This window comes from Pseudomonas sp. NPDC079086 (assembly GCF_044542155.1).
Lineage (GTDB): Bacteria > Pseudomonadota > Gammaproteobacteria > Pseudomonadales > Pseudomonadaceae > Aquipseudomonas.
The window spans coordinates 124986-139954 of record NZ_JBITTY010000002.1 but is presented as its reverse complement, the minus strand read 5'-3'; the positions used below and the strand labels follow the sequence as shown (position 1 = coordinate 139954).

The 14969-nt window shown below is 59.5% G+C and carries 13 protein-coding genes; 12 read left to right on the top strand and 1 reads right to left on the bottom strand.

Annotated elements, in window-relative coordinates; genetic code table 11:
- Positions 1–409: 409 nt before the first annotated feature.
- From ACIGEK_RS10155 to alaC, 3 genes are all read left to right on the top strand, one after another.
- Positions 410–1606: a CmpA/NrtA family ABC transporter substrate-binding protein gene (locus tag ACIGEK_RS10155; RefSeq protein ID WP_397493224.1), complete on the top strand. Its 1197-nt coding sequence runs from the start codon at positions 410–412 to the stop codon at positions 1604–1606.
- Position 1607: 1 nt separating this feature from the next.
- Positions 1608–2186, top strand: coding sequence for an ANTAR domain-containing response regulator (locus ACIGEK_RS10150; RefSeq protein ID WP_397493223.1), 579 nt, complete (start codon positions 1608–1610; stop codon positions 2184–2186).
- 140 nt (positions 2187–2326) lie between these two features.
- Positions 2327–3553 carry an alanine transaminase gene (gene alaC / locus ACIGEK_RS10145; protein ID WP_397493222.1) on the top strand — a complete coding sequence of 409 codons (1227 nt, stop codon included), beginning with the start codon at positions 2327–2329 and terminating at the stop codon, positions 3551–3553.
- A 168-nt stretch (positions 3554–3721) separates the two neighbouring features.
- On the opposite strand, the gene ACIGEK_RS10140 is transcribed toward alaC, so the two are convergent.
- Positions 3722–4114, bottom strand: coding sequence for a hypothetical protein (locus ACIGEK_RS10140; protein ID WP_397493221.1), 393 nt, complete (start codon positions 4112–4114; stop codon positions 3722–3724).
- A 211-nt stretch (positions 4115–4325) separates the two neighbouring features.
- On the opposite strand from ACIGEK_RS10140, the gene ACIGEK_RS10135 reads away from it, so the two are divergent.
- From ACIGEK_RS10135 to cobA, 9 genes are all read left to right on the top strand, one after another.
- Complete coding sequence (locus ACIGEK_RS10135) at positions 4326–4643, top strand: transcriptional regulator (RefSeq protein WP_397493220.1); 318 nt, start codon at positions 4326–4328, stop codon at positions 4641–4643.
- 477 nt (positions 4644–5120) lie between these two features.
- Positions 5121–6509, top strand: coding sequence for a CmpA/NrtA family ABC transporter substrate-binding protein (locus ACIGEK_RS10130; protein WP_397493219.1), 1389 nt, complete (start codon positions 5121–5123; stop codon positions 6507–6509).
- A 57-nt stretch (positions 6510–6566) separates the two neighbouring features.
- Positions 6567–7556 carry an ABC transporter permease gene (locus ACIGEK_RS10125; protein ID WP_397493218.1) on the top strand — a complete coding sequence of 330 codons (990 nt, stop codon included), beginning with the start codon at positions 6567–6569 and terminating at the stop codon, positions 7554–7556.
- A 27-nt stretch (positions 7557–7583) separates the two neighbouring features.
- On the top strand, positions 7584–8378 hold the full coding sequence (locus ACIGEK_RS10120) for an ABC transporter ATP-binding protein (RefSeq protein WP_397493217.1): 795 nt from the start codon (positions 7584–7586) through the stop codon (positions 8376–8378).
- A 145-nt stretch (positions 8379–8523) separates the two neighbouring features.
- Positions 8524–9213, top strand: a complete 690-nt coding sequence (locus ACIGEK_RS10115) for a polysaccharide lyase family 7 protein (protein WP_397493216.1) — start codon at positions 8524–8526, stop codon at positions 9211–9213.
- Positions 9214–9328: 115 nt separating this feature from the next.
- Positions 9329–9775: a thioesterase family protein gene (locus ACIGEK_RS10110; protein WP_397493215.1), complete on the top strand. Its 447-nt coding sequence runs from the start codon at positions 9329–9331 to the stop codon at positions 9773–9775.
- Positions 9776–10588: 813 nt separating this feature from the next.
- The gene (locus tag ACIGEK_RS10105) at positions 10589–11800 is read left to right on the top strand and encodes a nitrate/nitrite transporter (RefSeq protein ID WP_397493214.1); all 1212 of its coding nucleotides are present in this window, start codon (positions 10589–10591) and stop codon (positions 11798–11800) included.
- Between the two features lie 240 nt (positions 11801–12040).
- A complete protein-coding gene (locus tag ACIGEK_RS10100) occupies positions 12041–13708 on the top strand; it encodes a protein kinase (RefSeq protein WP_397493213.1) in 1668 nt (555 codons plus the stop codon).
- A gap of 389 nt (positions 13709–14097) precedes the next feature.
- Positions 14098–14835, top strand: coding sequence for a uroporphyrinogen-III C-methyltransferase (gene cobA, locus ACIGEK_RS10095; protein WP_397493212.1), 738 nt, complete (start codon positions 14098–14100; stop codon positions 14833–14835).
- Positions 14836–14969 lie beyond the last annotated feature (134 nt).

The following is a 14969-nucleotide window of genomic DNA, read 5'->3' as shown; positions in this document are numbered from 1 at the left end:
ATGCACAATGCACCACAAACCATCTGGAGAGACTTATGAAGCAATTGATTATTGCCGCACTCTGCGTAATTGGCTTGGCTGGCTGCAGCAGTGGACACATCGCCACTACCACCGACGGGCAAGTGCTGACCAGCGGTAGCTAAAGCCGCATGCAACAAGTCTCTCAAACGCCGCTCAGGCAAACGCGGGAACGCTAACCCTGAACGGATCCAAAACAAACCCTGCTATGGCGGGGTTTGTTTTGTCTGAAGCCCACCAGCCAGCACTGGCACATGCATTGCTTCGCATCAGCTAGTACAACCGTTTCCAACGGCGGAAATGGCTGAAATAGACAATGGTGTCGTTCTGATCGCAGACTCAAGTCGGCGCTCGGCACGGCACCTTTTTGTGTGGGCACAGGAAACGCACCATGAATGAGTACGACATCAGCCGCAGCGATACACCGGAAAAACCGGTACTGAATATCGGCTTTATGGCCCTCACAGACGCCGCATCGGTCATCGTGGCCGCCACCCAGGGCTTCGCCGAGAAGCATGGCCTGACCCTCAACCTGCAGCGCCAGGCCTCCTGGGCCACCCTGCGCGATAAGCTACTGAGCGGCGAGCTGGACGCCGCTCATAGCCTCTATGGCCTGGTTTACGGCGTACAGCTTGGTCTGGGCGGCGCGCCAGCCACCGATATGGCGGTGCTGATGGGCCTCAATCAGAACGGCCAGAGCATCAACCTGTCGCCCGACCTGCAAGCCGACGGCGTGAGCACTGGCAGCGCATTGGCGCAACGTGCGCACCAGTCCGGAGCAAAACTGACCTTCGCCCAGACCTTCCCCACCGGCACCCACGCCATGTGGCTGAATTACTGGCTGGCCAGCCAAGGCATTCACCCGCTGACTGATATCGACAGCGTCGTCGTACCGCCCCCACAGATGCTCGCGCACCTCAAGGCCCGACGTATCGATGGTTTCTGCGTCGGCGAACCCTGGAGCGCCCAGGCGGTGGATGAACAGATGGGCTGTACCCTGAGCACCAGCCAGGCGATCTGGCCCGATCACCCGGAGAAGGTTCTGGGTTGCACCCGCGAATTTGCCGAACAACACCCCAACAGTGCTCGCGCCCTGATCATGGCGGTGCTGGAAGCCAGCCGGTTTATCGATGAGAGCGAGGAAAACCAACGCAGTACGGCGCAACTACTCAGCGGCAGCGAGTATATCGACGCGCCGCTGTCGGCCATCCAGCCGCGCTTTCTCGGCCAGTACCAGGACGGCCTTGGCCATGCCTGGCAGGACGCCCACCCGCTGCGTTTTCATGCGGACGGCGCGGTCAACCAGCCCTATCTGTCCGACGGCATGTGGTTTATGACCCAGTTCCGCCGCTGGGGCTTACTGCGCGAAGACCCGGACTACCTGGCTATTGCCCGCCAGGTGCAGCGACTCGACCTTTACCGCCAGGCTGCCGAGGCGCTCGGTATCGACATACCCGGCGATATGCGCAGCAGCCAGTTGCTCGACGGCCAGGTTTGGGACGGCAGTAACCCGGCCGGTTACGCACACAGCTTTGCCCTGCACGCCCTGGCCGATGTGTCCCTCAGCGCCCAACAGGAGAGCCGCTAAGATGCTGCGCATCCTGCTGATCAATGACACCGCAAAGAAGGTCGGTCGCCTGAAAACCGCCCTGACCGAGGCCGGTTTCGAAGTAATCGACGAATCCGGATTGACCATTGACCTGCCGGAACGGGTCGAGGCAGTACGCCCTGACGTGATCCTGATCGACACCGAATCGCCCAGCCGCGACGTGATGGAACAAGTGGTGCTGGTCAGCCGCGATCAGCCGAGACCGATTGTCATGTTCACCGACGAGCACGACCCAGGCGTGATGCGCCAGGCAATCCAGAGCGGCGTCAGCGCCTATATCGTCGAAGGCATTCACGCCCAGCGCTTGCAGCCGATTCTCGATGTGGCCATGGCGCGTTTCGAGAGCGACCAGGCGCTGCGCGCACAGCTGCAGGCCCGCGATGCGCAGCTGGCCGAACGCAAGCGCATCGAGCTGGCTAAGGGCCTGCTGATGAAAATGAAAAGCTGCGACGAGGAACAGGCCTACACCCTGATGCGCCGTCAGGCCATGAGCCGTCAGCAGAAGCTGGCGCAGGTGGCCGAACAGATCATCGCCATGCACGACATGCTCGGTAGCTGAACCGAGCTGCACTGTTATGCCACTGCGCCACTTGACTGTGCTGGACAGCCGGGTGGCGCGCCGCTTATCTTCGCCGCCTGGCCAGCGCACTGGCCAACGTCGCTCGGACGGTTCCGGGCGCTTACGTATCCGAGGAAAGCATGGCTGACCAAGCTTCGCGCCGCTTTGCGCGCATTGATCGACTCCCCCCTTACGTTTTCAATATCACCGCCGAGCTGAAGATGGCCGCGCGTCGCCGTGGTGAAGACATCATCGACTTCAGCATGGGCAACCCGGATGGCCCCACGCCGCCGCATATTGTCGAGAAGCTGGTGCAGGTCGCGCAGCGTGAAGACACCCACGGCTACTCCACCTCGCGCGGCATTCCACGTCTGCGCCGCGCTATTTCGCGCTGGTACAAAGACCGCTACGAAGTCGAGATCGACCCGGAAAGCGAAGCCATCGTCACCATCGGCTCCAAGGAAGGCCTGGCGCACCTGATGCTGGCAACCCTGGACCATGGCGACACCGTGCTGGTGCCCAACCCCAGTTACCCGATCCACATCTATGGTGCGGTCATCGCTGGCGCCCAGGTACGCTCAGTGCCGCTGATTCCCGGCGTGGACTTCTTTGCTGAGCTGGAACGAGCGATTCGCGAATCGATCCCCAAGCCGAAGATGATGATCCTTGGCTTCCCCTCCAACCCGACCGCGCAGTGCGTCGAGCTGGATTTCTTCGAGCGTGTGGTAGCCCTGGCCAAGCAATACGACGTGCTGGTGATCCACGATCTGGCCTACGCCGATATTGTCTACGACGGCTGGAAAGCCCCGTCGATCATGCAGGTTCAGGGCGCCAAGGACATTGCCGTAGAGTTCTTCACCCTATCGAAGAGCTACAACATGGCAGGCTGGCGTATCGGTTTTATGGTCGGCAACAAGGAGCTGGTCAACGCCCTGGCGCGGATCAAGAGCTACCACGACTACGGCACTTTCACCCCGCTGCAGGTGGCGGCGATTGCCGCGCTAGAAGGTGATCAACAATGCGTGCGCGATATCGCCGAGCAATACCGTCATCGCCGCAACCTGCTGGTCAAAGGCCTGCACGAGTTGGGCTGGATGGTCGAAAACCCGAAAGCCTCGATGTATGTCTGGGCAAAGATTCCCGAGCAGTACGCGCAGCTCGGCTCGCTGGAGTTCGCCAAGAAGCTGTTGCTGGAGGCCAAGGTCTGCGTCTCGCCTGGCATCGGCTTTGGCGACTATGGCGATGATCATGTGCGCTTTGCCCTGATCGAAAACCAAGACCGCACCCGTCAGGCAATTCGCGGGATCAAGACGATGTTCCGCGCCGATGGACTGTTACCCGGCAAAAAAGCTAAGACCGACGAATAAGCAACAGATAGAGGGTACTGAAAGGTACCCTTGAAATTTCTTCAAAGTCTCGCGAGCTAGTATCCTGCAAGGCAAAAACAGGCAAGGAAGCGGAGTGTACTTTTGTACATGAGCATTCCGAGCCTGTTTTTAACGCAGCAGGGCCGACGCGCAGCAGACTTTGAGTTTTCAGCCGGAGTAATCCAGCACCGTCCAAACCCGGGTCAGGCCATCGGTAATCACGCAACCGCTCTGCCCCAGTTGATTGTTGCTGTGCAGCGACATCAGGTTGGTCATGCCATCCGCCGCATCCGAGCGTTCGCTCAACCACTGCACACGGCCGCAATTGGCCGTTTCGATCACATAACTGGCCGCTACGGCAGAACCCTCGCTCGGCAGTCTGATCACATCCACCACCGTGCCCTGCTCTTCCACGCGCTTGCCGTCCGATACCAGCACGGCCCAGGCCAGGCCGTTCTCAATCACCAGGTAGGTGCCATTAGCCCTGGGTTGATCAAGCTGCGGTTGCGCACAGCCGGCCAAAAGACCCAACAGCACAATTGTCATCAGCATCTGTTGCATTGTTAGTGACTCCTCTGCAGTGCCTGTGGCCATTGGCTTTGCGGGCAGATGGCGCGAGTGATCGAGTAGGTGCCGGTTAAGGCCTTGGGCTTACTATTATCGAATACTGTTTATTTGTACAGTATTTTTCGATTACCCTTGGTCATGCCATCCAGCCAACCATGCCGCCCGGCAGATCGGGCCCATACAAGGCGTTAACAGGAGTACCCAGATGCTCGACGTACTGCAGCTGAAACACAGCGTAAACCGCATGCCCTTGGAAAAAGTCCGAGCTACCGTCAATGAATTACAGCTTGAAGGCATCGTCACTGAGGGCAAAACACCGTTTTCCCGGGTGCACTTCAACACCTGCTTTGCCGAGATCGAAGCCTTGCTGCAACGCGCGGGCTATCACCGGCAGCTGGATGTAGTCGGCTATCAGGGCCTGGCCTATGCCATGTTCGACCCGTCGCGATGGGAGGCAGTGGAGGTACTGCGCTGGCTTAAGGAATTCATAGAAGAAGCGCAGCGCCGGCCTGCAGCACAGTAACGCCGCGCTGTAGTTAGAACCCAATAGTGTGCGTTTACGTAAAGCATGTGATGCGGGTAATGCAGTGCCCGATGCAATCGGGCCTGGCGAACCAAAAACGCTCACCTTTGTGAGTAGCTGCACGCCTCTGGCTCAGAACGCGACCTCATCGGCCCGGGAAATAAACCCGCCGGCCTGTCAATAGCAGCCTAAATTAATAGTTAGATAACTTTCTTAACTATATGTATTTAAATAACTTACTGACTTTTCCTAGACTCGATATAGACCCACTGAGGGCCTAATCGGCGATAGCAACTGGCGGCTTTAATAAAGCTGGCAAGCCCTTTGCAATGACCTCCTCAAGACCTAATACCCGTCTTCAGATCGCCAACGGCGGTGATCGGGACGAATAGACAAAGACGTCAAAGGCAAACTGCCCTCGCTGGGCGGTGTTGGCCGTTGACGTCTTTTTTCGTTTCTGAGGCTTGAGGATTTACCATGCGTCATTTCAACGCTCGCCGTTCGCTGCTGAAAAAGACCCTGACTGGCTTTGGCTGCGCCGCAGCCCTGTTGCTCAATCCGCTCAGCCTGCAAATCAGCCTGGCTGCCGAACTGGAAAAGGACGAACTCAAACTCGGCTTTATCAAACTTACTGATATGGCCCCGCTGGCGATCGCCTACGAAAAAGGCTTCTTCGAGGATGAAGGGCTGTACGTCACTCTTGAAGCCCAAGCCAACTGGAAGGTACTGCTGGACCGAGTTATCACCGGCGAACTCGACGGTGCGCACATGCTCGCTGGTCAGCCTCTAGGCGCCACCATCGGCTTTGGCACCAAGGCAGATGTGGTCACCGCATTTTCCATGGACCTCAACGGCAACGGCATCACCATGTCCAATGCCGTGTGGGAGGAAATGAAAAAACACGTGCCGATGGCAGACGGCAAACCGGTGCACCCGATCAAAGCTGATGCACTGAAACCGGTCATCGAGCAATACAAAGCCAAGGGCAAGCCGTTCAACCTAGGCATGGTGTTCCCGGTATCCACCCATAACTACGAGCTGCGCTACTGGCTGGCTGCTGGCGGGATCAACCCGGGTTATTACGCACCGGGCAAAGGCGACATCACTGGCACCCTAAACGCTGACGCCCTGCTCTCGGTCACCCCGCCGCCGCAAATGCCTGCCACCCTGGAAGCCGGCACTATCAGCGGCTACAGCGTCGGCGAGCCGTGGAATCAGGCTGCCGTGTTCAAAGGCATCGGCGTACCGGTGATTACCGACTACGAGATCTGGAAGAACAACCCGGAGAAAGTTCTTGGTGTTTCCAAAGAATGGGCCGACGCCAACCCGGAAACCCACAAGCGTCTGGTCAAGGCCCTGATCCGTGCCGGCATGTGGCTGGATGAAAATAACAACGCCAACCGCGCCGAAGCCGTAGAAATCCTCGCGCGCCCTGAATACGTGGGGGCCGATGCAAAGGTGATCGCCAACTCCATGACCGACACCTTCGAGTACGAGAAAGGCGACAAGCGCGACGTACCGGACTTCAACGTGTTCTTCCGCTACAACGCCACCTACCCCTACTACTCCGACGCTATCTGGTACCTGACCCAGATGCGCCGCTGGGGCCAAGTCAGCGATGCCAAGCCGGATAGCTGGTACTTCGACATTGCCAAGCAGGTCTACCTGCCGGCGGTGTATCGCAGCGCCGCAGATGAGCTGATTGCAGAAGGTAAAGCCAAGGCTGAGGACTTTCCGCCGGCTAGCGAGGAAGGCTTCCGTGCGCCAACCAATGAATTTATCGATGGCCTGAGCTACGACGGGCGCAAACCCAACGCCTACATCGAGCAATTCAAGATTGGTCTGAAAGCCGACTCCACGCTCTAACCCATCCGGCGCCCGGGGTCCGCACCTGCCGCCCCATCGTTACCAGAGGATATGACGATGAGTAATCCAGCCGTCGCCCAACCCATTCAAGACACCCTGAAAACAGCCCGCGCAGCCGCATTCAAGCGCTGGCTACCGAATTTGTTGATGCCAACCATCGGCGCCCTGGCCTTCTTATTGTTCTGGCAACTGGTTGCAGGCAGCATCGATACCAGTCTCGGCAAATTCCCGGCTCCGACCCAGGTGGCCACTCAGTTCGGCGCACTGGTCAATGAGCACCTGCGCGAACAGAAAAAGGCCGATGCGTTCTTCGAGCGCCAGGAAGTGCGCAATGCCGAAAAGCTGGCCAAAGACCCCGCCGCCAAGGTCAGCATTCGCCCATACACCGGCAAACCAACCTTCTTTAAACAGATCCTCACCAGCCTGTACACGGTGATGACTGGTTTTCTAATTGCTTCGCTCATCGCTATCCCACTGGGGATTGTCTGCGGCTTGAGCAAACCCATCTATATCGCCATCAACCCGCTGATCCAGATTTTCAAACCGGTATCGCCGCTGGCCTGGCTGCCATTGGTGACCATGGTGGTCAGCGCCGTGTACACCAGCAGCGAGCCACTGTTTGCCAAATCCTTCGTCACCTCGGCGGTTACCGTAGCGCTGTGCTGCCTGTGGCCCACCGTGATCAACACCACAGTGGGTGTGGCCAACCTGGACAAAGACCTGCAAAACGTCAGCCGCGTACTTAGCCTGTCGCCACTCAGCCACGTGCGCCGCATCGTCCTTCCGGCAGCCATACCGATGATCTTCACCGGTTTGCGCCTGTCGCTGGCCACCGGCTGGATGGTGCTGATTGCCGCTGAAATGCTCGCGCAAAACCCGGGCCTGGGTAAATTCATCTGGGATGAGTTCCAGAACGGCAGCTCCAACTCCCTGGGGCGGATCATGGTGGCGGTGGTAGTCATCGGCCTGATCGGTTTCGCCCTCGACCGCCTCATGCTCGCACTGCAACGCCGTGTCAGCTGGGACAAAAACGCCGACCTGCGCTAAGCGCATCGAAGAATTGAGGAGCATCACATGAACCGTCCACACCTCGAACTGTCCGGCGTCGGCATCGACTTCCCCACCGACAAGGGCCTGTATTGCGCACTGCAAAACGTCAACCTGAAGATCGACAAGGGCGAATTCGTTTCCTTGATCGGTCACTCCGGCTGCGGTAAATCCACCGCCCTGAACATCGTCGCTGGGCTATATCAAGCCACCAGCGGCGGGGTCATTCTCGATGGCCGCGAGGTCAACTCGCCCGGCCCGGAACGCGCCGTGGTGTTCCAGAACCACAGCCTGCTGCCCTGGCTGTCCTGCTACGAGAACATTGAACTGGCCGTACGCCAGGTATTCAAGGGCGATAAAAGCCGCAGCGAAATGCGCGACTGGATTGAGCACAACCTGGCTCTGGTGCACATGACCCACGCTCGCGACAAACGCCCGAGCGAAATCTCCGGTGGCATGAAGCAGCGCATCGGCATTGCCCGCGCCCTGGCCATGCAACCCAAGGTGTTGTTGATGGATGAGCCCTTCGGTGCCCTCGACGCCCTGACCCGCGCGCATCTGCAGGACTCGCTGATGGAGATCCACGCCGACCTCGGCAACACGGTGATCATGATCACCCACGATGTCGACGAAGCCGTGCTGCTCTCGGACCGCATCGTAATGATGAGCAACGGCCCGGCCGCCAGCGTTGGCGAGATTCTTCATATCGAACTGGAGCGCCCGCGCGAGCGTATTGCCATGGCGCACGATACGCGCTACCACGAGTACCGCGCCGCAGTACTGGAGTTTCTCTACCAGAAGCAGGTGCGCCCCGCCGCCTAGTACACGCCAGCGCTGAATAGTCAGGTGCAGGCCTGACTGTTCCGCTGCTGATAAACAATCACCCCACCGGTCAGTCCAACTGAACTTAGCGTGCCGATCATCACCGAACAGGAGCCAGCCAACCCAGCATTCATAAGGACTACCTGTGCTTGACCTGACCACCTGGAACCTATCGATCCCCACTGACCCAGGCCCTGCCACCATCAGCACTGCGCGCCTCAACAACGGCTATAGCAGCCAGTATTTCCGCCGCAACGCCGACCACAGCGTCACGCTCTGGGTCCCGGTCAACGGCTCACACACCGCCAATGCCCGTTATCCGCGCAGCGAACTACGTGAGACTCAAGCCGACGGCAGCCTGAGCAACTGGTACCACGCCAGCGCTGACAACTATCTGACTGCGGTCCTTAGCGTCAATCAAGTCCCAAGCAAGAACAAAATCGTGATTGCCCAGGTGCACAGTAAAGATCAACCCGGTAGCGACAACGACCCACTGCTGAAACTGCAATACCACTATCTACGCGGCGTAGGTCGCCTTGAACTGCTGCTACGCAAGCGCCCAGGAGACAGCGACGTACAGAACATTCTGTTGGCAGAAAAAATTCAGCTGAATCAGCGCTTCAGCTACGAGTTGCGCATCACCCCGAGCGGCAAGCTCGGCGTAAAAGTCACCAGCAGCCATGGCGATAACGGCTCGTTCTACCAGCAACTGAGCGGGTACTGGAGCACGCAACTGCTCTACTTCAAAGCCGGCGCCTATGTTCAGGATAACTACGGCCCCACTCAAGAAGGGGGACGAGTGACCTTTTACTGGCTCAATACCCTGCACCGCTGAGCATCCTAAGATTAACCAGTGGGTATCATTGATGGGTTGGATGGCAGCTCATGGCGATGTGCCCACGTACAATGACGCCCTGCACCAGCACCCTTCCGCTTGCACGAGACGCCCTATGGCCCGCCTGACCCTTGAGTTCCCCGAAGACCAATTCTGCTACAGCACTCATCTAACCGTGCGAGTCACCGATATCAACGCGGCCAACCACCTGGGCAATGATTCGATGATCTCGATGATTTCCGAGGCACGGGCACGCTTTCTGTTTGAGTTCGGCATTGAAGAAACCCAGGAAGACGGCACCGGCATTATCGTCACGGACCTCGCCACCACCTACCGCGCAGAGGCTCACGCACGCGACCAATTGCTGTTTGAAGTCGGCGTGATGGACTTCAACGCCTACGGCGGCGACATCACCTTCCGCATCACCCGCCCGGCCGACGACGCGCTGGTGGCCATGGCCAAATCCGGCTTCGTGTTTTTCAACTACAAACTGGGCAAAGTGGTGCAGATGCCGGCGACCTTCAGCGGCAAATTCAGCAAGGTCAACTGGCTGGGCAAGTGATCTGGGCTTGCCGGCATAAAGCTGGTGATTGCCTGCCTGATTACGCCTGATCGCGACAAACATGAGCAGATTGAGCCTTAATTGCTCAATTATTCGGCTACCTCCGTGACAGCTGGCACATCCTCTGCTACGCCTTAGGCATAACAACAAAAGCAGGGGAATTGCTATGCCGACCACGCGCAGCCATGTCCGCCACGCCGGGCTTTTGAGCAACCTACTCGCTCTGGCCCTCCTCACCCTTCCCTTACCCACCCAGGCTGCAATTGCCGCCGCCGACGCCAGACCAAGTGACTCACGCTGCAGCACGCTAACGCTTACCAGTTGACGCACTCGAACCAAGGCCCATCGCGGCCTGCCCTTATCCAACCTGGTTTGCCAGAACCGGGAACACACTCTGCGCCCTATTGAAGGGCAGCCCCCCTAATAACGCCTCCTTTTGCAGCACGAGTGCAGCTATCCAACAGCTGAAAACCCGTTGATCCAAGGCTTTGCCCGGTTGGCGCAGCTCTTGCTATAGCCCTGTTACAGGTAGCCAATGGCGGCTGCTCAACTAACGACAAAGACGTCGCATAAACCTCGCCCCAGGGCGTTCGGCTTATGCGGCGTTTTGCGTTTTACGCCCCAGCGTTTGGGGCCGGCGCCTGCCCTGCGATCCAGGACTGGCGCAAGTAACTCTCTCAACCCAGCTGTGGCTTCGGCCTCAGGGTGGCGTACCACAAGTACGCCACCTCCCCGATGGGTTGCGGCCGCCGTGTCCACGACCATGGCGTACCGCACCCCACCGGGACCCTTTTTTGCTGAATGAGGTTTTCGATGAATACACGTTTCTGGAAATCCGGCCATATTCCAACCTTGTTCGCCGCGTTTCTGTATTTCGACCTGAGTTTTATGGTGTGGTACCTGCTCGGCCCACTAGCCGTACAGATCGCTACCGATCTCGACCTGAGCGCGCAACAACGCGGCTTGATGGTTGCCACGCCGATTCTTGCTGGCGCCGTACTGCGCTTGCTAATGGGCTTTCTAGCCGACCGCCTATCACCCAAAACCGCCGGTCTGGTTGGTCAGGTGATCGTCATCGTGGCGCTGTTCTGCGCCTGGCAGATTGGCATCAGCACATATGAGCATGCATTACTGCTCGGCCTGTTCCTCGGTTTTGCCGGTGCCGCGTTCGCTGTCGCCCTACCCCTGGCCTCGCAGTGGTATCCGCCACAGCATCAGGGCAAGGCCATGGGCATTGCCGGTGCGGGCAACTCCGGCACCGTGCTAGCTGCACTGTTTGCCCCAGGTTTGGCGGCGCTGTTTGGCTGGCAGAATGTATTCGGCTGGGCACTGATCCCGTTGCTGGCGACCCTGCTGATCTTCGCCCTGGTTGCCAAGAACGCCCCCGAACGGCCCAAGCCAAAAGCCCTGAACGACTACCTGAAAGCCCTAGGTGACCGCGACAGCTGGTGGTTTATGTTTTTCTACAGCGTGACCTTCGGCGGCTTTATCGGCCTGGCCAGCGCCCTGCCCGGTTACTTTAACGACCAGTACGGCCTAAGCCCGGTGACTGCCGGCTACTACACCGCCGCCTGCGTCTGCGCCGGCAGCCTGATGCGCCCATTGGGCGGCGCACTGGCCGACCGTATCGGCGGCATCCGCTCGTTGCTGATGATGTACACCATGGCCTCCCTGAGTATTGCCGCTGTCGGCTTCAATCTGGAAAGCTCGGCCGCCGCGCTGACCCTGTTCGTCACCGCCATGCTTGGTCTCGGTGCGGGTAACGGCGCGGTGTTCCAGCTGGTGCCACAGCGCTTTCGCAAGGAAATCGGCGTGATGACCGGGCTGATCGGCATGGCCGGCGGCATCGGCGGCTTCCTCCTCGCCGCAGGCCTGGGCACCATCAAGCAGCAGACCGGTGATTACCAGCTCGGCTTGTGGCTGTTCGCCAGCCTCGGCGTACTCGCCTGGTTCGGCCTCTACGGGGTCAAGCTGCGCTGGCGCACCACCTGGGGCAGCGCCGCAGTCACCGCCGCTCGGGTGTAACTGCCGAATGTAGGGTGGATGACGCTTTATTCATCCACCACAAAGCAACGGTGGATCGGTAAAGCGCGATCCACCCTACACCAACCCCTTGGAGCACTGAGGCAAAGGCGGGGCTGACTGGCAGCGCTTATTGCACTGGTCAGGAAAGGCGGGAGAAGTCGGCAGCGGCTCTCCTTAGCTGCCTCACCAGCCTCGCCTTTGCCTCAGCGCTTCCTCAGCCAACGACCCAGGAACCTCTGCATGGCCTTGCAACTGACCTTTGGCGAAGCCAGCGCCACTGGCCCGCGCAGCGAAAATCAGGATGCCATTCGCGTAGTTACCCCGGCTCCTGCACTGGCGGCCAGCAAGGGCTATCTGTTCGCCCTCGCCGATGGCGTTAGCCAATGCGCCGACGGCGGTCTGGCCGCCCGTGCCACCCTGCAGGCCCTGGCACTGGATTACTACTCCACCCCGGAAACCTGGGCGGTGACCCAGTCGCTGGACCGCGTACTGGTCGCGCACAACCGCTGGTTACAAGCCAATGGCGGCGGTCAGCCGCTGCTAACCACCCTGAGCGCACTGATCCTGCGCGGCCGGCGTTTTACCCTGGCGCACGTCGGTGATTGCCGGGCCTATCGCTGGCTAGACGGTACGCTCGAGCGCCTCAGCGAAGACCATGTGTGGGAACAACCGGGCATGCAACATGTGCTCAAGCGCGCCATGGGTCTAGACCAGCACCTAGTGATGGATTACCTGGATGGCGAGCTGCGCGAAGGCGAATGCTTTGTACTGGTCAGCGACGGTATCTGGGCCACCTTGGGCGACGCTGGCATTCAGCGCATCCTCCATGATGAGCAGGACCTGCCCGCCGCCAGCAGTGCGCTGGTCAATGCCGCGCACCTGGCCGGCAGTCAGGACAACGCCAGCGCTCTGCTGCTACGCATCGAAGCATTGCCGCAAAGCGATCTGGCCGACACCCTGGCGCAACTGCAGCACTGGCCGCTACCAGCCAAACTGCGTGAAGGACAGAACTTCGAAGGCTGGCAGGTCGAGCGCTTGCTGGCCGAATCGCGCCAATCCTTGGTCTACCGGGTGCGCGATGCCCAGGCGCGGCGTTGGCTGCTGAAAACCTTGCCACCCAGTCGCGACGATGAGCCGCAAGCCGGCCCCGCGTTGTTGCTCGAAGAATGGTTTCTGCGTCGCGTGGCCGGGCGCTTCTTCGCCGAAGTGCATCCGCTGCCGAAGCGTCAGCATCTGTATTACGTGCAGCGCGAATACGCCGGGCAAACCCTGGCCGAACATCTGCGCCTGAGCGGCCCACTGGGGCTGCCGGAATGGCAGGACATTGCCCCGCGACTGATCAAGGCCCTGGGTATCCTGCATCGGCGCAATATCCTGCACCGCGATATCAAGCCCGAAAACCTGCTGTGGGGCGATGACGGCGAGCTGCGCGTGCTGGACTTCGGCCTGGCCTACTGCCCCGGCCTGACCCGCGATGAAGCCTGCGAACTGCCCGGCACCCCCAGCTATATCGCCCCGGAAGCCTTTACCGGCGCAGCACCCAGCCCACAGCAGGATCTCTATAGCGCAGGCGTTGCGCTGTATTTTCTGCTCACCGGGCATTACCCGTATGGCGAAATTGAAGCCTTCCAACATCCGCGCTTCGGCCAGCCGACGCCAGCCAGCCGCTATCGTCCAGATTTACCCAGCTGGGTCGACGACAGCCTCAACCGGGCCCTTATTGCCGAGCCAAAGCAACGCTATGAAACCGCCGAAGAATGGCTGCTAACTCTAGAGCAGGCGGAACGTAAATCCCTTAGCAGCCGGCCACGGCCACTGCTGGAACGTGAACCGCTGCTGGTCTGGCGCGGCGTTGCGTTGTTTTCCCTGCTGCTGAACCTGGCCCTGCTGATCGGGCTACTGCGTTAAAGCCGCAACTTGCGCACCAATACTGCGCAAGGCGCCTTTAAACGGTGCGTAAAAACTTCGCAAATCAGCTGTAACTCGCTGATAAGTCTTGAAAATACGCACTAAGCAAGTTGGCACAGGCTCTGCATCGGTAATCGCACAATTTATAAAGCGCGGCCTCAACGAAGAAGGTTGCACTTCCCGATAAAACGGGACTTGGACAAAGGCGTCCTCGCTAGGTGACTAGCGGGACGCCTTTTTTGTGGCCAGCCATCCATGGCGGCCACCCTACGGGCCGTCGCGGGGCGACGTCAAAAATTGCTCCCGGCAATTTTTGTTTTGCGTGAGTTTTATTCAGCAGATGGCCAGGCAATACGGCTACTGCGCAGCGAATGCCTGAGGAGATCAATATGAGCGCAAAAGTCTGGCTGGTAGGCGCAGGCCCCGGTGACCCGGAGCTGCTGACCCTCAAAGCAGTTAAAGCCCTGAACCAGGCCGAGATCGTGATGATCGATGACCTAGTCAATCCCGCCGTACTGGAGCACTGCCCCAACGCGCGGATCATGCCGGTCGGCAAGCGCGGCGGTTGCCGCTCCACGCCACAGGCGTTTATTCATCGTCTGATGCTGCGTTATGCCCGCCAAGGCAAATGCGTGGTACGCCTGAAAGGCGGCGACCCGTGCATCTTTGGCCGTGGCAGTGAAGAAGCCGACTGGCTGAGCGAGCATGGCATCGAGGTGGAAATGGTCAACGGCATCACCGCAGGCCTGGCCGGGACCACCAACTGCGGCATCCCTCTGACACTGCGCGGCGTAGCCCGCGGAGTCACCCTGGTCACCGCGCATACCCAAGACGACAGCAGCCTCAACTGGCCAGCCCTGGCCCAAAGCGGCACAACGCTGGTGGTGTATATGGGCGTGGCCAAACTGGCAGAAATCCGCGAAAGCCTACTGGCAGGCGGTATGCGCGCCGACATGCCCGTGGCCTTGATCGAGAACGCCTCGCTGCCACACCAGCGCGACTGCCGCAGCAGCCTCGCGGCCATGCAACAAGCCGCCCACGACTTCAAATTAAAAAGCCCGGCCATTCTGGTGATTGGTGAGGTCGCGGCTCAACCTAACATGCAGCTCGCTGCTATCAGCGCCTAACCGCTTCGCGTTCCGCGAAGTTACTCTTGCCCGCCACAAGCGGGCTTTTTTATAGCAGGGCTTTTTGCAGGCAAAAAATGATCGGGAATCATTTTTAACGTCGCGCAGCGACGGCCCGCAGGGTGGCCGCCAGG